Below are 22,083 nucleotides of genomic sequence, written 5' to 3'. Positions count from 1 at the left end.
TTCATACAGGCCGCACAGAAACCCGGCCCGATGACCAAGCAGGAGACCACCATGCTCAGCTGGGACGAATTCGATAAAGAAGAAGGCGCCGAAGCCGCCGCCAAACCCGCCGCTGCCGTAGTCGGCGCCGCCGCCGATCAACTGGACGACGATGCCGCCGGCTCCGTCGAGGAAGCCCGCGCCGTATCGGCCGACGACTCCGACGCCGTCGCCCGCGCCAAGAAGGCCCTGAACGACCTGGACATCCAGGAAGGCCTGGACGATCTGGAAGGCTCCGCCGCCCGCGTACACGTCGGCGACAAGCAGATGATCAACGCCCGCGCCGACCTCAACCAGCTCGTACCCTTCAAGTACGACTGGGCCTGGCAGAAGTATCTGGATGGTTGCGCCAACCACTGGATGCCGCAGGAAGTGAACATGAACGCCGACATCGCTCTGTGGAAGAGCAAGGACGGCCTCAGCGAAGACGAGCGCCGCATCGTCAAACGCAACCTCGGCTTCTTCTCCACCGCCGACAGCCTGGTTGCCAACAACCTGGTGCTGGCCGTGTACCGCCTGATCACCAACCCCGAGTGCCGCCAGTACATCCTGCGCCAGGCCTTCGAGGAAGCGATCCACACCCACGCCTACCAGTACTGCATCGAATCGCTGGGCATGGATGAAGGCGAGATCTTCAACATGTACCACGAGATCCCGAGCGTGGCGAAGAAGGCCTCCTGGGGCCTGAAGTACACCCGCTCGATCTCCGATCCGAAGTTCGAAACCGGCACCCCGGAAACCGATCGCCAGTTCCTGCGCAACCTGATCGCCTACTACTGCGTTCTGGAAGGCATCTTCTTCTACTGCGGCTTCACCCAGATCCTCTCCATGGGCCGCCGCAACAAGATGACCGGCACCGCCGAGCAGTTCCAGTACATCCTGCGCGACGAGTCCATGCACCTGAACTTCGGTATCGACGTGATCAACCAGATCAAGATCGAGAACCCGCATCTGTGGGACGCCCAGATGAAGGACGAAGCGACCCAGATGATCCTGCAGGGCACCCAGCTGGAGATCGAATACGCGCGTGACACCATGCCGCGCGGCGTACTGGGCATGAACGCGGCCATGATGGAGGACTACCTCAAGTTCATCGCCAACCGTCGTCTGACCCAGATCGGCCTGAAAGAGGAATACCCGGGTACCAACAACCCGTTCCCGTGGATGAGCGAGATCATGGACCTGAAGAAGGAGAAGAACTTCTTCGAGACTCGTGTGATCGAGTATCAGACTGGTGGTGCGTTGAGCTGGGATTGATTCCTGGGTCCAGACCGTTAGGACAGATTAGAAGCGCTTTACCTGAGAATGGATGTCCGGGGTAGCGAGAGAAACTAAAAGCCCCGCCTAGTGCGGGGTTTTTTTTAAGGAAAAAAATGGCTGATCTAACAAAGAAAGTCTCGATCAAATACTCCGAAAAAAATCGCTACAGCAATTTTGGCCCCTGCCTTAGAAAAGTTCATATAGATGGATTTCGAGGCATCAACAAAATTGACCTGACGTTAGATTTCCCCATAACAGCAATCTCAGGACTGAACGGCGCAGGAAAAAGCACGCTAGGGCAGCTAGCAATTTGCGGGTACAAAAAGCCATCCACCGCAACTGAGTATAAACGTCAATACATCAAAGACTTTTTCCCAATCTCACCCGCCGACCCCAAGCCAATATCTGACGACGCAAAAGTCATCTTTCACTACGAAACAGATGACTATAAAAAAACGCAAGAAGTAACAATATCCCGTGCAAACTCAGCATGGTCAGGCTACAAACGACAACCAGAAAGGCACTGTTACTACGTAGGATTCACCGTATATATTCCTAAAGTAGAGAGGCGCGATCTTAGTGTGTATGGCGGCAGCGCACTTGAGTTCACAGAAAAAAGAGAGATTGACAAAGAAGTCATAAAGAAAATGGCCAGAATAATAGGCCACAAATATGACGACGTAACCTTTCAAGGTGTCTCACACAAAGAAAAAATATCCGAAATCGGAATAGCTTCGCGCCTTGGCTATTCGTACTCTGAAAACAATATGGGTTTTGGCGAGGGCCGGATTCTTTATACGATCGACAAGCTAGAAACCTCACCCGAACAAAGCCTTTTCATCCTAGAGGAGCCAGAAACCTCGCTACACGAGAGCGCCCAACATGAGTTCGCAAAGTACCTTATTGACGTTTGCGATAGGCGCCACCATCAAATAATACTTTCAACACACTCCAGCGTAATACTTAACGCCTTACCTCCAGACGCACGAAAGCTGATCACCCGAGATGCAAATGGCGTTGAGCTCCGAAACAAAATATCTGCCTGTCATATCAGAGCCATTCTTTCGTCGGGCCATGTCAGAAATCTAGACATTTGCGTCGAAGATATTTTTGCAAAAATCCTACTCACAGAAGCGATACGAACAAAAAGAAAAGACATACTAAAAGCAATTGCGATACATGACATTGGCGATAAAGATGCGGTCAGAGAGGCCGTACACGTTCTAAACAAAACCGGAAAGAAATCCGTCGCCGTTCGCGATGCAGATGTAGGCCCCGACATAAAAAATCATCTTCTATCATTCCCAGGGACTCAACCACCAGAAATAGAAGTTTTCACCCATGAAACTGTTAGTGCCGCGATAAAAGACAAGTACGGTATTGATATAAACTGGATACTTGATCGCGACGATATCAGCGACCACCACAAAATTGCCAAACACATAGCCCAAGAAGCAGAAACTGAAGAAGAAGTCATTCGGAGCTTCGCAATTGAGAAATATATAGGCGAAATATCTACAGAATTTGACAACTTAATCCACCAAATTCAAAAATATCTTTGAAGCTTCAAAAGGCATGTTTTCTCACCTAGCTTTTTTCGCTGAATAAAACCTCTCTTTTCGCCCTTACGGCGAGTTACTTTCTCTTGCGTGCCCAAGAGAAAGTAACCAAAGAGAAGGGCACCCCGACATCCGGGTCTGGCGGCTGCGCCGCCAGACTTCCCTCCCTCCGGTGCCGCTCCGGGGGCCGGCGCACAAGGGGCGTCCCTGCCCCTTTACGCCTCTCGCCGCATCCATGCGGCTCGTCCCCCTGCGCAACACCTCCACTCGGCCTCCTGACGGGTTCGGACTCCGAGTTGCTTGGTAGCCCTTTCCACTTTCTTGCGGACTCGCTTTTCGCTTCGCTCCCACCCGCCAGGCCTAGAAGCATTCGAACGGTCTATACCTCGCCCGATTACTCACGTGCTATACCGGCTCGGCTATCGCGCGGGGCCGCCGTGGCAGCGCGGTCCACGATGAGTCCAATAACAACAAGGGAAAGAGCAGATGAACTACTCAGCGATTGATTGGCAGCTCGACGATGGCCTGCTGAAACTGACCCTCAACCGCCCAGAGCAGATGAACGCCTTCACCATCGAAATGGCCAATGAGCTGGAGCACGCCTTCAACCGCGCCAGCCTGGACGATGAAGTTCGCGTCATTCTGGTAACCGGGGCGGGCCGCGCGTTTTGCGCAGGTATGGATCTGTCGAAGGAAGGCAACGTCTTCGGCCTGGACGAAACCCTTACGCCCAGCCTGGCGGACATGCATGAACGGCTCGATAGCGCAGATATCCATGCCGGCGTACGCGACACCGGTGGCCGTGTGACCCTGGCCATCCATGCCTGCCGCAAGCCAGTGGTCGCTGCCATCAATGGCGCTGCCGTTGGCATCGGCGCCACCATGACGCTGGCGATGGACTTTCGCCTCGCCTCGGAAAAAGCCCGCATCGGTTTCGTCTTCGGCCGCCTGGGTATCGTCCCCGAAGCCTGTTCGAGCTGGTTTCTGCCGCGTATCGTCGGCCTGCAGCAAGCGCTGGAGTGGGTCTATACCGCCGACATCTTCGACGCCCAGGAAGCCCTGCGCGGGCGCCTGGTACGCTCGGTTCATTCGCCAGAAAACCTGTTGGAAGAAGCCGAGGCCTTTGCCCTCCGGCTAGTGCAGGACCGCTCACCCGCCGCCATCGCGCTCAGTCGCCAGATGCTCTACCGCAACAGCGCGCAAGCCCATCCGCTGGAGGCGCACCGCATCGACTCGCTGGCGATGTTCTACACCAGCATCGGCGACGGCAAGGAGGGCGTGGCCGCGTTCCGCGAAAAGCGCCCGGCACAGTTCAGCGTCAAGGCTTCCAGCCTGCCGCCGTTCTATGACGAGTGGATGGCCCGAGAGGAATAGCCGCGCATATCGCTCCCAGGCAGCAGCGTGGGAGTGATCAAAACCGAAAACAGAACTAAAGCGTGCAGAGCCCACCCGGCACTGCCATCACCCAATCCCGCACCGCCCGAATGGCCGGATCATCCCGCCGGCTCTCCGGGTACACCAGAAAGAACGGCTTGCCCTCCACCTCCGGCCCGAACGGCTGCACCAACCGCCCTTCCCTCAGCTCATCCTCGATCAACTGCCGGCTCATCAGTGCCACCCCCTGCCCGCCGATTGCAGCCGAGACCGCGTGGGTCTCGTCGGAGAACACCAGCCCGGCGCTGACATCCAGCCCCGGCACCTTGGCCTGTTTCTGCCACAGCGCCCAGTCCAGCGGCGACGAGACGACAGCCTGATTACGGAAGTGGATCAGCGTGTGCCGAGGCAACTCCGCCGCATCCTGCAGGCCGAGCCGCGGGCTGCAGGCCGGGATGAAGGTGTTGTCGAACAGCTTCTCCGCCACCAACCCCGGCCAGCGGCCGTCGCCGTAGCGGATGGCGATGTCCGCGGTGACGCCATCCAGCGCCACCGGCTCGTGCGAGGCGTGGATGCGCAGGTCGATATCCGGATGGGACTCGCGCAGCAGGCAGACCCAGGACAGCAGCCAGCGCACCGCCACCGCCGGCGTGGTGCTGAGGGTGATGGCCTGGCGACAGGGCAGCGCGCTGAGGCGCATGGCCGTGGCACTGATGCTGTCGAACGCCGATTCCAGCGTCTGCTGCAGTTCGCGGCCCTGGGCGGTGAGTTCCAGCTGGCGTGGCTTGCGCAGGAACAGCGCCACGCCGAGCGACTCTTCCAGGGCGCGAATCTGGTGGCTGATCGCCGTGGCGGTCACCGAGAGTTCTTCCGCGGCCTGCTTGGCGCTCTCGTGGCGAGCGGCGGCCTCGAAGGCGCGCAGGGCCGAGAGCGAGGGTAGCCAGCGCTGACTCATGGATGAGTTCCTCTCAGGCATAGCGAAAAATAATGATCGTTTGTCGCCAATATTTGTCGGCCATAGCCTGAGTCTGCTGCGAAATACAGATGAGCACAACTTCAAGCAGGAGACTCGACATGCCGCACATACTGCACCTGGATGCCAGCGCCCGCCCCGGCCTCGCCGGCAAGGACCTGCACGGCTCGCACAGCCGCAACCTGAGCCAGCGCTTCGTCAGCCAGTGGCTGGCCCGCCGCGCGCAGGACAGCCTCACCTACCGCGACATCGGCCAGAACCCACCGACCATCATCGACCACGACTGGATCGCCGCCGCCTTCACTGCGGACGAACAACGTGAGCCGTGGATGAACGAAACCCTGCAGGAGAGCGAGCTGCTGATCGACGAGCTGCTGGCGGCGGACGTGCTGGTGATCGGCACGCCGCTGTACAACTTCAGCATGCCGGCCGCGCTCAAGGCGTGGATCGACCAGATCGTGCGCACCGACCGCACCGTGGCGTTCGACGCCAGCAACCCGCTCGACCCGTACATCCCGCTGCTGGCCGACCGGCCCCGGCATGCGGTGATCCTCACCGCCCGTGGCGGGGTCGGCTTCGATGCGGGCGGGCAGATGGCGCACATGAACCATCTGGAGAGCAGCCTGATCACCGCCCTCGGCTTCATCGGCATCACCCGCGTGCACCAGATCGCCATCGAGGGCCAGGAAGTCGGCGGCGAACTGCTGGCTGCGTCGGTGGCCCAGGCCATGAGTCAGGTGGATACGCTGGTAGCAGAACTGCAGCGGGAGCTACAGGAGCAGCGCACACCGGAGCTCGCCTGAGGCAGCGCATCGGCAAGCACCAGCTTCACCACCCGCGCCAACCTGAACACGGCTATGGCAGCTGCATATCCTCGCCAGCGGCCTGCATCTGATCAAACGTCTCATCCAGCCGCTGCAGCAGCAGCGGCGCGTTGGCGCTTTTGCGGGAAACGATCAGGCGAATGGGCAGGCTCTCTACGGTGGTGTATGGCAGCGGTGGCAGCCCGCTCTCCTCGAGGGTCTGCTCGATCGGCAGCTGGTAGTCCAGCAGATAGTCGCCCCGCCCACGGCGAAGCAACTCCAGCGCCGACGCGCGATGATGGGTACGCAGTTGGATGATCTCGTGGGCCGGATCGAGCAGCAGTTCACGGGTATGCGGCCAGTAGCTGTAACCGCTGAGCATGATCATGACCTTGCCGGCCAGCCCCTCCGGCACTTTGGGCGCGGGCGTATCAGGGCGGCGGTACAGGTTGAGCCTGACCTCGGCCAGCGCCCGGTCTGACTCCAGGACGTGGCCTCTGAGCTCCTGTTTGTTGGGTGCTCCGGCCCACAGGTCGACACGCCCCTCACGCAGCTCGTTGTATAGCCTCGCGATAGGCATGCCACGGAAGTCCGCCGTGTAGCCACTGCGCTGCAACATGCGCGTCAGCAGATCGTGGAGCGGCCCCTGCGCGCGACCGTCAGGCGTGGTGTAGATGGACGGCGGGAAATCGTAATAGCCCACGATCACCACTGGCAGATCTGCACGGCAAAAACCGCTGAGCAAGGCAAGCAACAGCACTGAACATCTGAGTTTCAACATACGTCCCGAGCCTTTGTAGGTCTTATTTTCAGGGGAGTATCGAACAGGTACCTCGGCGGAATGCTCCCGCGAGGCGAGCAGCGCGCTTCTCCACGACACCGGAAACGATCTGCACCTTGTAGATGGCGCGCGGCGGCATGACCGATGCTGCGAAGAGCGTTTTGATCCTCCCACAAGTCGCCGGAGCCGGCTACTCACTGGATTGCGCCGGCGTTTTTGCACGCCAGTTCCCCGCGCCTAGCGCGCGGATGCCCTACCCTGCGCCAAGCCCACTGCGAAACAGCCCATGATGAGCGACAGCAGCAACCTGATCCTCTTCCTCGCCACCCAGCTCGTGTTGCCGTTCGGCCTGGGCTACCTGTATTGCCGGCGCAAGGGCATCCCCAGCGATTCCTGGCAGGCTGGCGGCATTTACCTCATCGCCCTGTCGGCCGCGATACTGCTGTTCACCGGCCTGGTCGGCCTACCGACCCACGTGAAGAATGTCGGCTTCGTGAGCAACCGCCCCATGGGCCTGGCCTGCGGCGCCATCGGGATCGCTGGCGGCATGCTGATGGGTCTTCTCGCCCGCCGCTTCGAGAAGCGAAGCTGACGGCCCCTCCCATCCCGCGAAGGAACACCGTACATGGACGTTCGTTTACTGCCCCAGCTGGAGTTCGGCAACGTCCACTTCTACCGGGTCGTCACCCTGCTGTTTCTGCTGGTCATCGTCGGCATCACGCTGACGGGAGTGGCCGACGGCGAAGTCGCCCTCTTCTCGCTCCTGCCCCTCGTCGTGCTGGCCATGCTGTGTCGTTTCGGCATTGAGTGGCTCAGGGTCAGCCGATGCCAGCCGGCGTTCATCCACGACGACGAGCTGGTGCTGTGCGGCGACGACAGCAACCTCAGGGTTGAGCTGACGAAGATCAGTTCGGTCCGCTCCAGGCACAGCCTGTTCATGGTGCGGCGCTATCGCTCCTGGTCGGATCACCTGGCGTTCGTTCAGCTCACCCTGAATGACGGCACGCGCCTCTGCACCCTCGCCGAGAGCGCCATCTTCGAATTCCCGCCCGCCAAGAGCACCGTGCGAGCGCTGGAGGCGGAGATTCTCGCGGCCAAGATGAGGGACATCGCCAAGCGCCAGCCGAGTGCCGATGGCAGCAGATAACCCGCTCCGGCGCTCAGCACACTGCTGAACGCCCCCGGGGCACACTAGAGAGAAACGCCCGCCGCCTTGGCCCGCGCGGCGTGCAGCTTCTTGTAGCTCTCGACCAGACGCAGGTGCTTGTCTAGACCCTCCAGCTGCATGCTGGTCGGCGTCAGACCGAAGAAACGCACGCTGCCGTCCACCGAGCCCAGGGCCGCATCCATGCGCTCGTTGCCGAACATGCGGCGGAAGTTGGCTTCGTAGTCGGCCATGTCCAGGTCGTCGTCCAGCTGCACTTCCAGCACCACGTTGAGCGCCTGGTAGAACAGGCCGCGCTCGACGGTGTTGTCGTTGTACTGCAGGAAGGCCTCGACCAGCCCCTTGGCCTGCTCGAATTTCTTCAGCGCCACGTAGATCAGCAACTTCAGCTCGAGGATGGTCAGCTGGCCCCACACGGTGTTGTCGTCGAACTCGATGCCGATCAGCGTGGTGATGTCGGTGTAGTCGTCGACCTCGCAGTTCTCCAGACTCTTGAGCAGGGACTTGAGGCGCAGGTCGCTCAGGCTGTGCAGGTTGAGGATGTCGGAGCGGAAGATCAGCGCCTTGTTGGTGTTGTCCCAGATCAGGTCCTCCACCGGGTAGATCTCCGAGTAGCCCGGCACCAGGATGCGGCAGGCGTTGGCGCCGAGGTCGTCGTACACGGCCATGTACACCTCCTTGCCTAGGTCTTCGAGGATGCCGAACAGGGTCGCGGCTTCCTGGGCGTTGGAGTCTTCGCCCTCACCGGAGAAGTCCCACTCGACGAACTCGTAGTCGGCCTTGGCGCTGAAGAAGCGCCAGGACACCACGCCGCTGGAGTCGATGAAGTGCTCTACGAAGTTGTTCGGCTCGGTCAGCGCGTGGCTCTCGAAGGTCGGCTGCGGCAGGTCGTTGAGGCCCTCGAAGCTGCGGCCCTGGAGCAGCTCGGTGAGGCTGCGTTCCAGCGCCACCTCGAAGCTCGGGTGCGCGCCGAAGGAGGCGAACACGCCGCCGGTACGCGGGTTCATCAGGGTCACACACATCACCGGGAATTCGCCACCGAGGGAGGCGTCCTTGACCAGCACGGGGAAGCCCTGCTCCTCCAGGCCCTTGATGCCGGCGACGATGCCGGGGTACTTGGCCAGCACTTCCTGCGGCACGTCCGGCAGGGCCAGTTCGTCTTCGAGGATCTCGCGTTTGACCGCACGTTCGAAGATCTCCGACAGGCACTGCACCTGCGCCTCGGCCAGGGTGTTGCCGGCGCTCATGCCGTTGGAGAGATACAGGTTCTCGATCAGGTTGGACGGGAAGTACACCACCTCGCCGTCCGACTGGCGCACGAAGGGCAGCGAGCAGATACCGCGCGCCTTGTTGCCGGAGTTGGTGTCGTACAGGTGCGAGCCGCGCAGCTCGCCGTCCGGGTTGTAGATCTCCAGGCAGTGCTCGTCGAGGATCTCTTCCGGCAGCGCGTCCTTCGGACCCGGCTTGAACCACTGCTCGTTCGGGTAGTGGACGAAGGGCGCATTGGCGATCTCCTCGCCCCAGAACTGGTCGTTGTAGAAGAAGTTGCAGTTCAGCCGCTCGATGAACTCGCCCAGCGCCGAGGCCAGCGCGCTCTCCTTGGTCGCCCCCTTGCCGTTGGTAAAGCACAGCGGCGACTGGGCATCGCGCACATGCAGCGACCAGACGTTGGGCACGATGTTGCGCCAGGAGGCGATCTCGATCTTCATGCCCAGGCCGGCGAGGATGGCCGACATGTTGGCGATGGTCTGCTCCAGCGGCAGGTCCTTGCCGAGGATGCGCGTGCCCTCGCCTTCGGTCAGTGCCGGGATCAGCAGGGCCTGGGCGTCGGCGTCGAGGTTGTCGACTTCCTCGATGATGAAGTCTGGGCCGGTCTGCACCACCTTCTTCACGGTGCAGCGGTCGATGGAGCGCAGGATGCCAACGCGATCCTTCTCGGAAATGTCCGCCGGCAACTCGACCTGGATCTTGAAGATCTGTTTGTAACGGTCTTCCGGGTCGACGATGTTGTTCTGCGACAGGCGGATATTTTCCGTTGGGATGTTGCGCGTCTGGCAGTACAGCTTGACGAAGTAGGCCGCGCACAGCGCCGAGGACGCCAGGAAGTAGTCGAACGGCCCCGGCGCCGAGCCATCGCCCTTGTAGCGGATGGGCTGGTCGGCGATCACCGTAAAGTCATCGAATTTGGCTTCGAGACGGAGGTTGTCGAGAAAGTTGACCTTGATTTCCATGGGGTTACCAGACGCAGGCAAGACGAATGGCCGCCATTATCCGGCTTTTGCGTGGGAAGTCTTGCCCCGGCGACGGCCTGCCGCGCCAAGGGCGCTACAATGCCGGGCCAACCCGCCGCAAAGCCGTATGCCGATGTTCACCCTCAGCCACCTCAATACCCCGCCGCCCGAGTCCCTGAAGAGCCAGGTGCTGCAGATGGTGGTGGACTACTTCAGCGACCTCAGCCCGGCGCCGCTGACGCCGAGCAACCCGCTGTACCAGCTGTACCAATACGTGATCGGCTTCGAGGTGCACCTGTACCTGCAGGCCATGGGCAGCGAGCCGGACAGCAGCGCGCAGCTGATCCTGGCCCTGGACGATGAAGACCCGTCCCAGGTGCTGGGCTTTGCCCTGTACCTGCCGAGCAAGGACGATCCCGAAGCCTGCACCCTGCTGTACACCGCCGTGCAGGCCAGCCACCGCCGCCAGGGCATCGCCCGCGCCATGCTGGAGCAGATGCAACTACTCCACCCGCACGCCGCACTGACCTGCGTGGCCAGCCGGGTGCCGACCTTCACCGCCCTGGGCTTTCGCGTACTCGGCGCACGCGGCCCGCAGGTGCTGATGAACAGCCGCGACCACGCCTCGGACGGCCTGGTCGCCGTGCAGGACCTGACGCCGATCTTCCACTCCAAGGAAGTCGGGCAGATCCACACCTACCTGGTCAAACAGCACGGCCAGAAGGCCATGCGCGATGCCGAAAAGCAGCGTGACCGACTGCTCGATCAGCTAGCCCGGCAGGCGCAGGAGCTGGTGCGCGGACGCCTGATGTAGGTTCTTGCATTCGTGGCCTGGGTCGGTAAGGTGTCGCACGCTGGCACATTGATAGCGTGCCGGTCTTACCAACACTCAGGAACGAGTAATTTATGTCCAAGAAAATGATGTGTGCAGCGGCGCTCGGTGTGGCTCTGCTGTCGGGTTGTGCATCCGTACCGATGGAATCCGCCGAGAAGGATCAGGCGCTCAAAGCCTTCCCAACCCCGCCGCAGGACCAGGCTGGCCTGTATATTTTCCGTGACTCCTCGCTCGGCCCGGCGCTGAAGAAGACGGTCAAGGTCGACGGCGAAGTCATCGGCGAAACCGCGATCAACACCTACTTCTACCGCACCGTCACCCCGGGTGAGCACGTGCTGGCGACCGAGTCGGAATTCGGCGACAACAGCCTCACCCTCAATGCCGAAGCTGGCAAGAACCACTACGTGCGCCAGTACATCAAGTTCGGTGTATTCGTCGGTGGTGCCAACCTGGAACAAGTCTCCGAAGCCGAAGGCCGCAAAGCCGTGGCAGAGACCGAACTGGCCCGCTAAGCGTGCCGCACCGGAGGTGGGCGCCAGCCCACCTCTCCCGCAGCTACGACTTCCGCCCACTCACCGCCAGCACTAGACCCAGCAGACAGGCGCGCAACGACGGCCCTGACCTGTCGGAAAACAGCGCAGCCCCTAGCTAAGCTGATCGATCAGCACCGCATTGGTATAAATCAGGCTGCCGTCGCTCGCCCGATGACCGACCAGGTGGAACTGGCCTCGCCCCTCCTGGGCGCTCAGGTAGACGCGGAAGCGGCAATCGCTCAGCGGCCCACAGTCATCCGGCGGCACCAGCTGCAGGTCGGCGAGATCGGCATCGATCATCATCTCCTGCTCATGACGCTCCTGCAGGCTAGCCTCGGCCTCTTCCAGACGCAGGTGGTTGTCGCCACCAATGTAGAAATGGAACCCACCCAGCGGCGTGGAGCGCTGGGCGTTGTCGGGCTTGCACCAGCCCTCGATGGTCAGGGAACTCATGACCTACCTCCTCGCGCAGGCGCGCGGCAGTGGATCTTCGACTCTGCGACTGCACATGGCGGCCACCGTCACTCAGTAGAATCCTCAAGCGCTCTGATCGTTCCGCTTAGATTTATCGGGCTCATCGCCAGCTAGAATCCTCGGCAATCGCCGCGAAAGGAGTCCGCCATGCGTACCACATCTCCAGTAGCCCTTCTGCTCGCCCTCACCCTGGCGGGCTGCGCCGGCAGCAGCCGCGACGAGCATGTGCAGATGCGCCTGCAGGCCAGCCCGCGTAATGCCGGGCAGATCGCCCAGGCGACTCTGGTACCACGCGATGCACAGACCGACGTGACCGCCTTCGTCAGCGGCGTGCCCATGGGCATGACCCTGCCGGTGCGCCTGTACGCGTTCATCTATACCGGCCACTGCGGCCAACTGGGCGCCAAGCCCGCCTACGGGCTGAACAACACCGTGCGTACCTTCCACAAGGGCCCGCTCGACGGCTGGAACCTGTCGCGCAGCGCCAAGGTGCCACTGAGCACCCTGCAAGCCACGCCGCACGCCCTGGTGCTGCGCGCACCGTCGTCCGATGGCGGCCAGGACCTGTTCTGCGGCGACATCCCCTGATTGCCCAGGTTTGCGAGCTCCGCCCGCAGCCAACGCGCGGGTCGAGGTAAGCTGCCTGCGCCCAGCCGGCAACCCGGCTTTTCACCCTGAAGAAAGGACTCCTCATGACCCGACGCCTCGCCACGCTGGCCATCGGCCTCTGCCTGGCCACCCTCGCCCACACCGCCGCTGCGGACGAAAGCCAGGCGCACTATCGCGGAGCGATCTCCTGCATCGACCGGCTGTTCTGGGATCACGGCTACGACGACGGCGATAGTCAGCGGCTGAAGATGATCAACGAGTTCCTCGCCCACTACCGGCTCCCCGTCTACGACGAAGTCATCTACAGCCACGGCAAGGCCATCGAAGGCGACGCCGCCATGCAGGCCTACATGGCCGGCTACGACCTGTGCTCGCAAGACACCGAGTATGTGATTGCCCTGGGCAAACGCTACGGCCTGGAATTGCCCGAAGAGTAATAGTCACAGACGCAGCACAGGATTTCTCCATCATCCGACTGAGAAACGTGGCCTCTTCCAAATCAGCTAAACGATCATTGCTTTAATCTCTCCGGCTCAATAACCGCCCCCAAAGAGACCACCATGACGAAAAGGATTTCGCTACTGGCCGCACTCCTGCTACTGACTGCAGGCTGCGAAACGTCAGAGAACACGCTGATCGAGGCACAACTGAAAAAGGCCGTAATGAAGGCCGAGAACATGGCTATCGAAGACTCGGAACTGATAAGCGGTGACTGCCGAGAAAAGCCAACCACCTGGCGTGCCCCCATTAGCTCGCTGACCCAGGACATTCGCGTGCAACGCTGCAACATCGTCTACTACTACCTAGCCAGATATGCCGCCGTGGAAGGCGATGTAGCTCCCATAGCTTTCGTTCCCTCCAACACCTTCCTCGGCACGGAGAATCTGACCACCAGAGAGAAGGTCTACGCCGATTAAACACATATCCTGACAGTCACAAGGCAGCTACTCAGCATGCATTGTGATTGGTTTCTCCGTTCACCAAGCCGCAAATCAGGTTCACCACATCAGCACCATCCGGCACCTCAGGGTGCCACCCTCCCCCTTGCCCGTTACAATGCGCGCCTTGCCGTGCCACGCCTATAAAGAAGAAACACCATGTCCCTGCCCAAGAACCATCTGGAACTGCTCAGCCCTGCCCGCGATGTGACCATCGCCCGGGAGGCCATCCTGCATGGAGCCGATGCCATCTATATCGGCGGGCCGAGCTTCGGCGCGCGGCACAATGCCTGCAACGAGGTCAGCGATATCGCCGAGCTGGTGAAGTTCGCCCGCCGCTACCACGCGAGGGTGTTCACCACCCTCAACACCATCTTCCACGACGATGAGCTAGAGCAGGTGCGCACGCTGATCCACCAGCTATACGACGCCGGCGTCGATGCGTTGATCGTGCAGGACCTGGGCGTGATGGAGCTGGATATTCCGCCGATCGAGCTGCATGCCAGCACCCAGACCGACATCCGCACCCTGGACCGCGCCAGGTTCCTCGACCAGGCCGGCTTCTCCCAGCTGGTATTGGCGCGCGAGCTGAACCTGCAGGAAATCCGCAGCATCGCCGATGCCACCGATGCCTCCATCGAGTTCTTCATCCATGGCGCGCTGTGCGTGGCCTTCTCCGGCCAGTGCAACATCTCCCACGCGCAGACCGGGCGCAGTGCCAACCGTGGCGACTGCTCGCAGGCCTGCCGCCTGCCGTACACCCTGAAGGACGACCAGGGCCGCGTGGTGGCCTTCGAGAAGCACCTGCTGTCGATGAAGGACAACAACCAGAGCGCCAACCTGCGCGCGCTGGTCGAGGCCGGCGTGCGCTCGTTCAAGATCGAGGGGCGCTACAAGGACATGGGCTACGTGAAGAACATCACCGCCCACTACCGCAAGGAACTCGACGCCATCCTCGAAGACCGCCCGGACCTGGCCCGCGCCTCCAGCGGCCGCACCGCGCACTTCTTCCTGCCCGATCCGGACAAGACCTTCCACCGCGGCAGCACCGACTACTTCGTCACCGACCGCAAGGTCGACATCGGCGCCTTCGACTCGCCGACCTTCACCGGCCTGGCCGTCGGTAACGTGGAAAAGGTCAACAAGCGCGACCTGATCGCCGTCACCCATGAGCCGCTGTCCAACGGTGACGGCCTCAACGTGCTGGTCAAGCGCGAGGTGGTGGGCTTCCGCGCCAACATCGCCGAGCTGAAGAACGAATTCGAGGAAGACGGCGAGAAGCGCTACCGCTACCGCGTCGAGCCCAACGAGATGCCCGAGGGCCTGTTCCGCCTGCGCCCCAACCATCCGCTCTCCCGCAACCTCGACCACAACTGGCAGCAGGCGTTGCAGAAGACCTCCGCCGAGCGCCGCATCGGCGTGAGCTGGAAGGCCGAGCTGCGTGAAGAACGCCTGCAGCTCACTGCCACCAGCGAGGAAGGCATCAGCGCTCAGGCGGAGCTGCCCGGCCCGTTCGGCGTGGCCAACAAGCCGGAGCAGGCGCTCGACGGCCTGCGCGACCTGCTGACCCAGCTCGGCACCACCGAATACCACGCGCTGGACGTGGCGCTGGACGCCCCGCAGGCGTTCTTCGTGCCCAACTCGCAGCTCAAGGCGCTGCGTCGCGAGGCCGTCGACAAGCTCACCGAGGCACGCGTCGCCGCTCACCCGCGCGGCAGCCGCAAGGCCGAGACCACCCCGCCGCCGGTGTACCCGGAGTCGCACCTGAGCTTCCTGGCCAACGTCTACAACCAGAAGGCCCGCGACTTCTACCACCGCCACGGCGTGCAGCTGATCGACGCAGCCTACGAGGCCCATGAGGAGGAAGGCGAAGTGCCGGTGATGATCACCAAGCACTGCCTGCGTTTCTCCTTCAACCTCTGCCCCAAGCAGGCCAAAGGCGTCACCGGCGTGCGCACCAAGGTGCAGCCGATGCAGCTGATCCATGGCGACGAGGTGCTGACCCTGAAGTTCGACTGCAAGCCGTGCGAGATGCACATCATCGGCAAGATGAAGGGCCATATCCTCCACCAGCCGCAACCGGGTAGCGCGGCCCACAGCAAGATGGTCGCCAGCATCAGCCCGGAAGACCTGCTGAAGACCATCCGCAACAAGCCGACCGGCTACAGCCACTGACGGGCCGAAACCGGCGCCTCACGGAGAACGGATTCGAGGTGATGCGATGAGAGAGATGGATATCGGCCGGGTCGCCCGTGACTCCGGCCTGCCGGCCTCGACCCTGCGCTACTACGAGGAAAAGGGCCTGATCCGCTCCATCGGCCGCAACGGCCTGCGCCGGGTGTTCGACGAATCGGTACTGCAGCGCCTGGCGCTGATCGCCCTGGGCCGCACGGCCGGCTTCTCGCTCGATGCCATCGCCGAGATGCTGGCCGCCGAGGGCGGCCCGGCCATCGACCGTGAGCAGCTGGAGCGCAAGGCCGACCAGCTGGACCAGACCATCAAGCGCCTGTCCGCCATCCGCGACGGCCTGCGCCATGCTGCGGTATGCCCCGCCGAAAACCATCTGGCCTGCGCCAAGTTCCAGCGCCTGATGGGCCTCGCCGCCAAACAGGTGGCCAGGGAGAAGCCGGAGAAGTTCTGAGCCTCAGGCGCTGAGCATCTCGATCTCGCGGATCTCGAAGTCACGACGCAGGTAATCCATGCGCCGCTCGCTGAACTCGCGCATATGCGGCAGGGCCGTGTGCTCGGCGAAGGCCTCTGGCGACGCCCACACCTCGAAGAAGATGAACAGGCTCGGGTCCTGGGCATCGCGCAGCATGTGGTACTGCACACAACCGGCCTCGGCGCGGCTGGGCTCGACATAGGCGCGGAACAGCTGCTCGAAGGCCTCGGACTGCTCGGGCTTGGTATGGGCGTGAAGGATAAAGCCGTACATGGTGCGCTCCGTGGTAGGTAGGTAGTGGGCACACCCTAGCGCAATAGAGCCGCCGGCATTCATGACTTGTCAGCAACAATCATTTGCTCGCCGGCGTCTGTTTCGCCACCGCCTGGCTGCGTAACCTGCCGGCCATTCGATATGCCCGGAGGCTTCCATGAAAAAGATCCTGCTCCTCAACGGCGGCAAGCAGTTCGCCCATTCCGACGGTCGCTACAACGCCACCCTGCACGACGCTGCCGTGGCCTTCCTCGACCGCGCCGGTTTCGACATCAAGACCACCTTCATCGACGGCGGCTACGACATCGACGAAGAAGTGCAGAAGTTCCTCTGGGCCGACGTGGTGATCTACCAGATGCCCGGCTGGTGGATGGGCGCGCCCTGGACCGTGAAGAAGTACCTGGACGAGGTGTTCACCGCCGGCCACGGCAGCCTCTACGCCAACGACGGTCGTACCCGCTCTGACGCCTCGCAGAAGTACGGCAGCGGCGGCCTGATCCAGGGCAAGCAGTACATGCTGTCGCTGACCTGGAACGCCCCGCAGCAGGCCTTCGACGACCCCACCGATTTCTTCGAGGCCAAGGGCGTGGACGCGGTGTATTTCCCCTTCCACAAGGCCAACCAGTTCCTCGGCATGAGCGCCCTGCCGACCTTCCTCTGCACCGACGTGATGAAGGTGCCGAACATCGAGCGCGACGTAACGCGCTACGAGCAGCACCTGGCCGAGGTGTTCAACATCGGCTGATCACGGCGCGCCGAACAGCGCCGTCCAGTAGATGCCGGCGTCGCTCTTCGGGTCCACCGCGTAGGCGGCGCCCACTTCGCTGAACTGCGGGCTCATCAGGTTCGCGCAGTGGCCGGGGCTGGCCAGCCAGCCGGCGACCACCTTCTGTGCGTTATCCAGGCCGGCGGCGATGTTCTCGCCGACCTGCTGCCCCGCGTAGCCGGCCAGTTCGGCGCGGTCGCCGGGGGTGCGGCCATCGCGGTCGCGGTGATCGAAGTAGTTGTTGTTGGCCATGCTGCGGCTGTGGCCCTCGGCCACGCCGCCGAGGGTGGCGTTCCAAGCCAGCGGCGCGGCGACGGCGAACGATTGCTCCCCGCACTGACGCGCCTGGCCACGGGCGACGTTGATCTCCGCCAGCAGCTTCTGCCCTTCCGCCTGCCAATCACCCAGGCGTCCGCCGAGCAGCGGGCGCGCCAGCACGATGCGCCAGTCGCGGTCGGCGCGGCTCACACCAACATCGACGAACTGCGGGTCGAGCACCACGCGGCAGAAGCTCTCCTGCAACGCCTGCATGGCCGACGCCGCATCGCGCGGCCCGGAGAGGGTGATCGCCTGCACGTTGACCATGGGGTAACCGGCGCGCGCCAGGGCGTCCGCCAGGTCGGCGCTGCCAGCGGCCGGCAGCACCAGGCGGATATCGGCGGTCAGCGGCGGCAGCTCGGGCGAGGCCTGGTCCGCGCAACGCTGCACCTGGCTGCGATAGGCGTTGATCGATTCGATCAGCTGGGCCTCGTCGGCGGCCTGCACAGCCGTGGCCGACAGGCCGAATGCCAGAAGGGTGAAGCGCAGTACGGACGACATCGAATGCATTGGAATCCCCCAATTTCTTATAGGCCCATCATGCCGCGTCTAGCGGCGGCAGGAAATGCCAGGCTTGCCGGGTGAAGACCAGCAGACTACCGTCGCGTTCCCGAGCAATGGAGTGCTGCCATGGACAAGTCCTTCGCTATCAACCGCGCTAACTGGGACGAGCGCGCCGACCTGCACGCCGCCTCGCCGGATTACCAGGCGGAAATCTTCGCCAGCGATCCGGCCCACCTCTCTGGCGTGGTGCGCTTCGATCTGCCGCGCCTGGGCGATATCGCCGGCCTGCGCGCGGTGCACCTGCAATGCCATATCGGCACCGACACCCTGTCGCTGGCGCGCCTCGGCGCGCAGATGAGCGGCCTGGACTTCTCCCCCGCCTCGCTGGCCCAGGCACGCCGCCTGGCGCAGCGCGCTGGCGCACAGATCGACTACGTCGAGGCCTCGGTCTATGACGCCGCCAGCGTATTGCCGCCGGCCAGCTTCGACCTGGTCTACACCAGCATCGGCGCACTGAACTGGCTGCCGCGCATCGACGACTGGGCGCGCAACGTCGCCACCCTGCTCAAGCCGGGCGGGCGCCTGTTCCTGCGCGAAGGACATCCGCTGCTGTTCGCCCTGGACCAGGAGTGCCAGAACGAGCTGGTGATTCGCCACCCCTACTTCGAGCACGTGCAGCCGATGGTGTGGGACGACGACAGCACCTACGTGCAGACCGAGCGGGCGCTGACGGCAACCGTCACCCACGAGTGGAACCACGGGCTCGGCGAGATCGTCACCGCCCTGCTGCGCCACGGCCTGGATATCAGCGGCCTGGAGGAACACGACAGCATCCCCTGGGAGGCGCTGCCGGGGCAGATGGAGATGGGTACCGACGAGGAATGGCGGCTGCACAGCGGCCGCGAGCGTGTGCCGCTGAGTTACACGCTGCAGGCGATCAGACGTAGATGCTGATGCCGCCTTTCTCCTGCAACCAGTCGCGGTAGGTGGTCAGCGAGTTGGTCTGCTGACCATCCTTGGCGCCGACGAAGCTGGTGCTGTCGCCGAGGCCGGCGTCGATCAGCTTGTTGACTTGTTCCAGCAGCTTGGCGGCACCGTCGCGATCCATGTCGGCGACATCCGGCAGCTGGATTTTGCCGCTGCTGCCGGTACTTGTCTGATTGCCGCTGGTGGCGGTGCTGGCGCCGGATTGCAGGCTGCCGCCGCCGTTCAGCGCGCGCAGCAGGCCACCCTCGCTGCGGGCCACCATCAGGTTGGCCAGGCGACGCAGCTCGGCGATCGGATCGCTGGAGCCCTCGCTGGCCTTTTCCTGGGTGCCAGCCGAAGTGGCGGTGGTCTTGCTGGCGCTGGCGAGGTAGCTGGCCAGCGGCGAAGTGCTGTTGATGGTAGTCATGGCGGGTCCCTGCAGAAGTCCGTTGCCCCTGCGTTTGCAGAATGCGGGCCACATCGCTGCAGACCGCATTCTTGAAGGGTTCACCCTGTTTCTTCGACGGCCCGGACAGGAAAGCCCTTGCCGGTCGGGGCAAGGGCTTGCCGCCTCAGCCCGGATGGCCGTCGACCCGCGCGCTCCAGTACATCGCCGCGTAATGGCGCAGGAAGATGACGAAGGCCAGGCACCAGCCGGCCGCCGCCAGCCACAGGCCATAGACACTTACGCCGGCCAGCAGTACGCGGCATAGCGTGGCGCCGTGCAGCAGAGCAAAGGCCCAACTAATGGCGCGCGGAGGCGTCAGCGGGCGCCCGGTGTGACCGAGGCTGACGCGAGCCAGCATGGCCAGGATCAGGCCGCCCATGGCACCGACCGCCAGGGCATGGCTGGCCAGGCTCGGCTGCCGCAACAGGCCCAGGTGCCACAGCGCCATGCCCAGCGCCGCCACGGCCATCCAGGCATAGGCCAGGTGCAGTGACCAGAGCAGCGGCACACGCCAGATACCAGGGTGGTACCACAGGCGCAGGCGCCAGCCGTGCAGGCCGGCCACCGCCAGGAACAACGGCGCCAGCAGCGGCGCGGCCTGCAGATTGATGCCGGCGGCCGTCAGCGCAGCGATAACCAGCGAGCCTCCGAGCAGGCTCCACATCAACCAGGGCTTGGCCGCCGCCTGGCTGGGCAGCCCCAGGCCACGCTGGGTGAAGAACGGAATCACCCGCCCGCCGATGATGCCCATCAGCGCCGCCACCAGCCACAGCGCGGCCAGCGCGCCACGGCGTTGCAGACCGTCATCACCGAGGGCCAGGCCATACAGGGTCAGCCCCTGGCAGGCGCCGAGCAGCGCCAGCACCACGACGATCGGCGCGTTGTTCTTCTGCCGCGCCAGGAACACCAGGCGGCCGAAGGCGAACAGCAGCGCCACGGCAAAGGCCAGTTCGATGGCGGCCAGGGCGAGTAGCGGCAATGGCAGGAACCAGGCCAGACGGCCGGCGACCCAGAGGCCGAACAGTGCGACCAGGGGGCGCCCGGAGAGGCTGGGCAGGCCGGTCCAGGTCTGTACGGCGGTGAGCAGGAAGCCGGCGATGATCGCCAGGCCGAAGCCGAACAGCATCTCGTGGCGGTGCCAGGCCAGCAGGCCGCCCAGCGGCTGCAGGCTCGCATGCCCGGCCAGCGCCGCGCCCCACAGCGCTACCGCGAGCAGGGCGAACAGCGCGCCACCGAGGAAGAACGGACGAAAGCCCAGGCGCCAGATCGGCGCCACGGCCAGGGCAGTGTTGCGATCAAGCAGTTGCACAGCAGGCCTCGCCTTCCTGTTTACGCAGGTAGTGTTGGGCGATCAGGCGCATCACATAGCCGATCTTCAGCAGCGTCGGGCCGACGACCACGCCGGAGTGGGCGATCACCAGGGCCGGGATGCTCAGCTGACCCTCCATGCCGTAGCCGGCGCCGATACCCGCCAGCAGCATGAGCATGCCGGCGATCAGCAATTGCGTGGACACTTTCAGGACATTCTGCGGGCAGCTCAGGTACTCGATCATGGCGGCGTCTCCCTTGAGAGTCGGGGCGAAAAGCCCCTTTGCCATTTCCATATCAGGACTCGTGCCAGAAAATATATTCAATATAATCAATAACTTATAAATTACATGTCGAAATGACACAGCCTTCGCACAGAGTCATATCGACACGGCAAGGTCAAAACGACAGCAAAACTGGCAAAAACCGGGTTCCTGCTGGCAGCATGCAGCGACACGGACAGTCGAACGGAGCCGCAGGATGTCCAGCCTTGCCACCCTCACTACCCCGCGCCTGACCCTGCGCCCGCTGCAGCTGGCCGATGCGCCAGCCATCCAGGCGCTATTCCCGCAATGGGAGATCGTCCGCTACCTGGCCGACCGCGTGCCCTGGCCCTACCCCGCCGATGGCGCCCTGAGCTTCATGCGCGACGTGTCGCTGCCGGCCATGCGCGAGGGCCGCGAATGGCACTGGAGCATCCGCCTGACGGCGCAGCCGGAAACCCTGATCGGCGTGATCAGCCTCAGCGACGAACCGGACAACAACCGCGGCTTCTGGCTCGACCCACGCCACCAGCGCCAGGGCCTGATGCAGGAAGCCTGCGCGGCGGCCACCGCCTACTGGTTCGAGGTGCTGCAGCGCCCCGTGCTGCGTGCGCCCAAGGCCGTGCCCAACATCGCCTCCAGCCGCATCTCCGCCCGCGGCGGCATGCGCCTGGTGGAGGTGATCGAGAAAAACTACGTCAGCGGGCGCCTGCCCTCCGAGCTGTGGGAGATCACCCGCGAGGAATGGCTGGCGCACAACGCTCGCGGGAACCCTGGCGCCGCGACGGAGCCCTAACTGGGTAACCCTGCGAGAGGCCCGACCATGGCCGACGACGAACCCCTGCCCCACGACAACGACGATTCCCCCACCGGCCAGGACCTGCCGGAAGAGGTTCTGGAGAACCTCGAAGAGGTCGCGCCGCTGCCCGCCCCGGTGCCCGAACCAGGCCCGCTGCTGCCGAAATAGCCGCTTCGTTACCGCTGCGCTAGGTCGACCGGCG

26 protein-coding genes are annotated in these 22,083 nt (G+C 63.2%); 17 read left to right on the top strand and 9 right to left on the bottom strand.

Annotation, left to right across the window (positions count from 1 at the left end):
* Positions 1 to 51 precede the first annotated feature (51 nt).
* The 3 genes from PTT45_RS08685 (at position 52) to PTT45_RS08675 (ending at position 4,232) form a co-directional block, all read left to right on the top strand.
* Positions 52 to 1,296: a ribonucleotide-diphosphate reductase subunit beta gene (locus PTT45_RS08685; RefSeq protein ID WP_273812808.1), complete on the top strand. Its 1,245-nt coding sequence runs from the start codon at positions 52 to 54 to the stop codon at positions 1,294 to 1,296.
* A 116-nt stretch (positions 1,297 to 1,412) separates the two neighbouring features.
* Positions 1,413 to 2,861 carry an ATP-dependent nuclease gene (locus tag PTT45_RS08680; RefSeq protein ID WP_273812707.1) on the top strand — a complete coding sequence of 483 codons (1,449 nt, stop codon included), beginning with the start codon at positions 1,413 to 1,415 and terminating at the stop codon, positions 2,859 to 2,861.
* Positions 2,862 to 3,344: 483 nt separating this feature from the next.
* Entirely contained in the window at positions 3,345 to 4,232 is an 888-nt protein-coding gene (locus PTT45_RS08675) for a crotonase/enoyl-CoA hydratase family protein (protein WP_273812705.1), read from the top strand.
* Positions 4,233 to 4,287: 55 nt separating this feature from the next.
* Here PTT45_RS08675 and PTT45_RS08670 read toward each other — a convergent pair whose 3' ends face one another.
* Positions 4,288 to 5,187, bottom strand: coding sequence for a LysR substrate-binding domain-containing protein (locus PTT45_RS08670; RefSeq protein ID WP_273812703.1), 900 nt, complete (start codon positions 5,185 to 5,187; stop codon positions 4,288 to 4,290).
* 119 nt (positions 5,188 to 5,306) lie between these two features.
* On the opposite strand from PTT45_RS08670, the gene PTT45_RS08665 reads away from it, so the two are divergent.
* Positions 5,307 to 6,008: an FMN-dependent NADH-azoreductase gene (locus PTT45_RS08665; RefSeq protein WP_273812702.1), complete on the top strand. Its 702-nt coding sequence runs from the start codon at positions 5,307 to 5,309 to the stop codon at positions 6,006 to 6,008.
* A gap of 52 nt (positions 6,009 to 6,060) precedes the next feature.
* Here PTT45_RS08665 and PTT45_RS08660 read toward each other — a convergent pair whose 3' ends face one another.
* Positions 6,061 to 6,789, bottom strand: coding sequence for a substrate-binding periplasmic protein (locus tag PTT45_RS08660; protein ID WP_273812700.1), 729 nt, complete (start codon positions 6,787 to 6,789; stop codon positions 6,061 to 6,063).
* 289 nt (positions 6,790 to 7,078) lie between these two features.
* On the opposite strand from PTT45_RS08660, the gene PTT45_RS08655 reads away from it, so the two are divergent.
* Positions 7,079 to 7,381, top strand: a complete 303-nt coding sequence (locus PTT45_RS08655; protein ID WP_273812699.1) for a hypothetical protein — start codon at positions 7,079 to 7,081, stop codon at positions 7,379 to 7,381.
* 33 nt (positions 7,382 to 7,414) lie between these two features.
* Complete coding sequence (locus tag PTT45_RS08650; RefSeq protein WP_273812698.1) at positions 7,415 to 7,936, top strand: hypothetical protein; 522 nt, start codon at positions 7,415 to 7,417, stop codon at positions 7,934 to 7,936.
* A gap of 44 nt (positions 7,937 to 7,980) precedes the next feature.
* Here the strand turns inward: PTT45_RS08650 and PTT45_RS08645 are convergent, their stop codons facing one another.
* A complete protein-coding gene (locus tag PTT45_RS08645) occupies positions 7,981 to 10,185 on the bottom strand; it encodes an OsmC domain/YcaO domain-containing protein (protein WP_273812697.1) in 2,205 nt (734 codons plus the stop codon).
* A gap of 133 nt (positions 10,186 to 10,318) precedes the next feature.
* On the opposite strand from PTT45_RS08645, the gene PTT45_RS08640 reads away from it, so the two are divergent.
* Together PTT45_RS08640 and PTT45_RS08635 are read left to right on the top strand one after the other, a co-directional pair.
* On the top strand, positions 10,319 to 10,999 hold the full coding sequence (locus PTT45_RS08640; RefSeq protein WP_273812807.1) for a GNAT family N-acetyltransferase: 681 nt from the start codon (positions 10,319 to 10,321) through the stop codon (positions 10,997 to 10,999).
* A 92-nt stretch (positions 11,000 to 11,091) separates the two neighbouring features.
* Positions 11,092 to 11,532 (top strand): DUF2846 domain-containing protein, encoded by a 441-nt coding sequence (locus PTT45_RS08635; RefSeq protein ID WP_273812696.1) that lies wholly within the window; start codon positions 11,092 to 11,094, stop codon positions 11,530 to 11,532.
* 132 nt (positions 11,533 to 11,664) lie between these two features.
* On the opposite strand, the gene PTT45_RS08630 is transcribed toward PTT45_RS08635, so the two are convergent.
* Positions 11,665 to 12,006, bottom strand: a complete 342-nt coding sequence (locus tag PTT45_RS08630) for a hypothetical protein (protein ID WP_273812695.1) — start codon at positions 12,004 to 12,006, stop codon at positions 11,665 to 11,667.
* Between the two features lie 168 nt (positions 12,007 to 12,174).
* Between PTT45_RS08630 and PTT45_RS08625 the strand changes: the two genes are divergently transcribed.
* The 5 genes from PTT45_RS08625 (at position 12,175) to PTT45_RS08605 (ending at position 16,215) form a co-directional block, all read left to right on the top strand.
* Positions 12,175 to 12,615 (top strand): hypothetical protein, encoded by a 441-nt coding sequence (locus tag PTT45_RS08625; protein ID WP_273812694.1) that lies wholly within the window; start codon positions 12,175 to 12,177, stop codon positions 12,613 to 12,615.
* A 104-nt stretch (positions 12,616 to 12,719) separates the two neighbouring features.
* Positions 12,720 to 13,073 (top strand): hypothetical protein, encoded by a 354-nt coding sequence (locus PTT45_RS08620; RefSeq protein WP_273812692.1) that lies wholly within the window; start codon positions 12,720 to 12,722, stop codon positions 13,071 to 13,073.
* A 123-nt stretch (positions 13,074 to 13,196) separates the two neighbouring features.
* Positions 13,197 to 13,553, top strand: coding sequence for a hypothetical protein (locus PTT45_RS08615; protein WP_273812691.1), 357 nt, complete (start codon positions 13,197 to 13,199; stop codon positions 13,551 to 13,553).
* Positions 13,554 to 13,733: 180 nt separating this feature from the next.
* Positions 13,734 to 15,749, top strand: a complete 2,016-nt coding sequence (locus PTT45_RS08610; protein WP_273812690.1) for a peptidase U32 family protein — start codon at positions 13,734 to 13,736, stop codon at positions 15,747 to 15,749.
* Positions 15,750 to 15,795: 46 nt separating this feature from the next.
* Positions 15,796 to 16,215, top strand: a complete 420-nt coding sequence (locus tag PTT45_RS08605; RefSeq protein ID WP_273812689.1) for a helix-turn-helix domain-containing protein — start codon at positions 15,796 to 15,798, stop codon at positions 16,213 to 16,215.
* Between the two features lie 3 nt (positions 16,216 to 16,218).
* Here the strand turns inward: PTT45_RS08605 and PTT45_RS08600 are convergent, their stop codons facing one another.
* Positions 16,219 to 16,509: a putative quinol monooxygenase gene (locus PTT45_RS08600; protein ID WP_273812688.1), complete on the bottom strand. Its 291-nt coding sequence runs from the start codon at positions 16,507 to 16,509 to the stop codon at positions 16,219 to 16,221.
* Between the two features lie 157 nt (positions 16,510 to 16,666).
* Between PTT45_RS08600 and PTT45_RS08595 the strand changes: the two genes are divergently transcribed.
* Positions 16,667 to 17,254 carry an NAD(P)H-dependent oxidoreductase gene (locus PTT45_RS08595; RefSeq protein ID WP_273812687.1) on the top strand — a complete coding sequence of 196 codons (588 nt, stop codon included), beginning with the start codon at positions 16,667 to 16,669 and terminating at the stop codon, positions 17,252 to 17,254.
* Here PTT45_RS08595 and PTT45_RS08590 read toward each other — a convergent pair whose 3' ends face one another.
* Positions 17,255 to 18,094 carry a CAP domain-containing protein gene (locus PTT45_RS08590; RefSeq protein WP_443218162.1) on the bottom strand — a complete coding sequence of 280 codons (840 nt, stop codon included), beginning with the start codon at positions 18,092 to 18,094 and terminating at the stop codon, positions 17,255 to 17,257. It abuts the gene before it with no gap.
* A 129-nt stretch (positions 18,095 to 18,223) separates the two neighbouring features.
* Here PTT45_RS08590 and PTT45_RS08585 point away from each other — a divergent pair, with 129 nt between their 5' ends.
* Entirely contained in the window at positions 18,224 to 19,051 is an 828-nt protein-coding gene (locus PTT45_RS08585; protein WP_273812684.1) for a class I SAM-dependent methyltransferase, read from the top strand.
* Here PTT45_RS08585 and PTT45_RS08580 read toward each other — a convergent pair.
* The 3 genes from PTT45_RS08580 to PTT45_RS08570 all read right to left on the bottom strand — a co-directional run bounded on the left by PTT45_RS08580 (position 19,035) and on the right by PTT45_RS08570 (position 21,064).
* Positions 19,035 to 19,490 carry a hypothetical protein gene (locus PTT45_RS08580; RefSeq protein WP_273812683.1) on the bottom strand — a complete coding sequence of 152 codons (456 nt, stop codon included), beginning with the start codon at positions 19,488 to 19,490 and terminating at the stop codon, positions 19,035 to 19,037. The two genes, PTT45_RS08585 and PTT45_RS08580, sit on opposite strands and share 17 nt — an antisense overlap.
* Positions 19,491 to 19,635: 145 nt before the next feature.
* Positions 19,636 to 20,820 carry an NnrS family protein gene (locus PTT45_RS08575; RefSeq protein WP_273812682.1) on the bottom strand — a complete coding sequence of 395 codons (1,185 nt, stop codon included), beginning with the start codon at positions 20,818 to 20,820 and terminating at the stop codon, positions 19,636 to 19,638.
* Positions 20,807 to 21,064: a transmembrane sensor/regulator PpyR gene (locus tag PTT45_RS08570; RefSeq protein WP_273812681.1), complete on the bottom strand. Its 258-nt coding sequence runs from the start codon at positions 21,062 to 21,064 to the stop codon at positions 20,807 to 20,809. Before PTT45_RS08570 ends, PTT45_RS08575 begins: the two co-directional genes overlap by 14 nt.
* A gap of 235 nt (positions 21,065 to 21,299) precedes the next feature.
* Here PTT45_RS08570 and PTT45_RS08565 point away from each other — a divergent pair, with 235 nt between their 5' ends.
* Both PTT45_RS08565 and PTT45_RS08560 read left to right on the top strand, forming a co-directional pair.
* Positions 21,300 to 21,878: a GNAT family N-acetyltransferase gene (locus tag PTT45_RS08565; protein WP_273812680.1), complete on the top strand. Its 579-nt coding sequence runs from the start codon at positions 21,300 to 21,302 to the stop codon at positions 21,876 to 21,878.
* A gap of 27 nt (positions 21,879 to 21,905) precedes the next feature.
* Entirely contained in the window at positions 21,906 to 22,049 is a 144-nt protein-coding gene (locus PTT45_RS08560) for a hypothetical protein (protein ID WP_273812679.1), read from the top strand.
* The last annotated feature ends 34 nt before the right edge of the window (positions 22,050 to 22,083 follow it).

It is taken from the genome of Pseudomonas sp. Gutcm_11s (assembly GCF_028649395.1).
Taxonomy (GTDB): Bacteria; Pseudomonadota; Gammaproteobacteria; order Pseudomonadales; family Pseudomonadaceae; genus Aquipseudomonas.
Note: the sequence above shows the minus strand (reverse complement) of the source record. Positions and strands in the feature narration are given on the sequence as shown.

Excerpts from the sequence above, each read along its gene's own strand:
- PTT45_RS08585 (WP_273812684.1), top strand. The coding sequence starts at position 18,224 with ATGGACAAGTCCTTCGCTATCAACCGCGCTAACTGGGACGAGCGCGCC.
- PTT45_RS08560 (WP_273812679.1), top strand. The coding sequence starts at position 21,906 with ATGGCCGACGACGAACCCCTGCCCCACGACAACGACGATTCCCCCACC.
- PTT45_RS08675 (WP_273812705.1), top strand. The coding sequence starts at position 3,345 with ATGAACTACTCAGCGATTGATTGGCAGCTCGACGATGGCCTGCTGAAA.
- PTT45_RS08570 (WP_273812681.1), bottom strand. The coding sequence starts at position 21,064 with ATGATCGAGTACCTGAGCTGCCCGCAGAATGTCCTGAAAGTGTCCACG.
- PTT45_RS08665 (WP_273812702.1), top strand. The coding sequence starts at position 5,307 with ATGCCGCACATACTGCACCTGGATGCCAGCGCCCGCCCCGGCCTCGCC.
- PTT45_RS08660 (WP_273812700.1), bottom strand. The coding sequence starts at position 6,789 with ATGTTGAAACTCAGATGTTCAGTGCTGTTGCTTGCCTTGCTCAGCGGT.
- PTT45_RS08580 (WP_273812683.1), bottom strand. The coding sequence starts at position 19,490 with ATGACTACCATCAACAGCACTTCGCCGCTGGCCAGCTACCTCGCCAGC.
- PTT45_RS08610 (WP_273812690.1), top strand. The coding sequence starts at position 13,734 with ATGTCCCTGCCCAAGAACCATCTGGAACTGCTCAGCCCTGCCCGCGAT.
- PTT45_RS08645 (WP_273812697.1), bottom strand. The coding sequence starts at position 10,185 with ATGGAAATCAAGGTCAACTTTCTCGACAACCTCCGTCTCGAAGCCAAA.
- PTT45_RS08630 (WP_273812695.1), bottom strand. The coding sequence starts at position 12,006 with ATGAGTTCCCTGACCATCGAGGGCTGGTGCAAGCCCGACAACGCCCAG.
- PTT45_RS08595 (WP_273812687.1), top strand. The coding sequence starts at position 16,667 with ATGAAAAAGATCCTGCTCCTCAACGGCGGCAAGCAGTTCGCCCATTCC.
- PTT45_RS08640 (WP_273812807.1), top strand. The coding sequence starts at position 10,319 with ATGTTCACCCTCAGCCACCTCAATACCCCGCCGCCCGAGTCCCTGAAG.
- PTT45_RS08590 (WP_443218162.1), bottom strand. The coding sequence starts at position 18,094 with ATGTCGTCCGTACTGCGCTTCACCCTTCTGGCATTCGGCCTGTCGGCC.
- PTT45_RS08650 (WP_273812698.1), top strand. The coding sequence starts at position 7,415 with ATGGACGTTCGTTTACTGCCCCAGCTGGAGTTCGGCAACGTCCACTTC.
- PTT45_RS08625 (WP_273812694.1), top strand. The coding sequence starts at position 12,175 with ATGCGTACCACATCTCCAGTAGCCCTTCTGCTCGCCCTCACCCTGGCG.
- PTT45_RS08685 (WP_273812808.1), top strand. The coding sequence starts at position 52 with ATGCTCAGCTGGGACGAATTCGATAAAGAAGAAGGCGCCGAAGCCGCC.
- PTT45_RS08620 (WP_273812692.1), top strand. The coding sequence starts at position 12,720 with ATGACCCGACGCCTCGCCACGCTGGCCATCGGCCTCTGCCTGGCCACC.
- PTT45_RS08670 (WP_273812703.1), bottom strand. The coding sequence starts at position 5,187 with ATGAGTCAGCGCTGGCTACCCTCGCTCTCGGCCCTGCGCGCCTTCGAG.
- PTT45_RS08600 (WP_273812688.1), bottom strand. The coding sequence starts at position 16,509 with ATGTACGGCTTTATCCTTCACGCCCATACCAAGCCCGAGCAGTCCGAG.
- PTT45_RS08680 (WP_273812707.1), top strand. The coding sequence starts at position 1,413 with ATGGCTGATCTAACAAAGAAAGTCTCGATCAAATACTCCGAAAAAAAT.
- PTT45_RS08635 (WP_273812696.1), top strand. The coding sequence starts at position 11,092 with ATGTCCAAGAAAATGATGTGTGCAGCGGCGCTCGGTGTGGCTCTGCTG.
- PTT45_RS08565 (WP_273812680.1), top strand. The coding sequence starts at position 21,300 with ATGTCCAGCCTTGCCACCCTCACTACCCCGCGCCTGACCCTGCGCCCG.
- PTT45_RS08615 (WP_273812691.1), top strand. The coding sequence starts at position 13,197 with ATGACGAAAAGGATTTCGCTACTGGCCGCACTCCTGCTACTGACTGCA.
- PTT45_RS08655 (WP_273812699.1), top strand. The coding sequence starts at position 7,079 with ATGAGCGACAGCAGCAACCTGATCCTCTTCCTCGCCACCCAGCTCGTG.
- PTT45_RS08605 (WP_273812689.1), top strand. The coding sequence starts at position 15,796 with ATGAGAGAGATGGATATCGGCCGGGTCGCCCGTGACTCCGGCCTGCCG.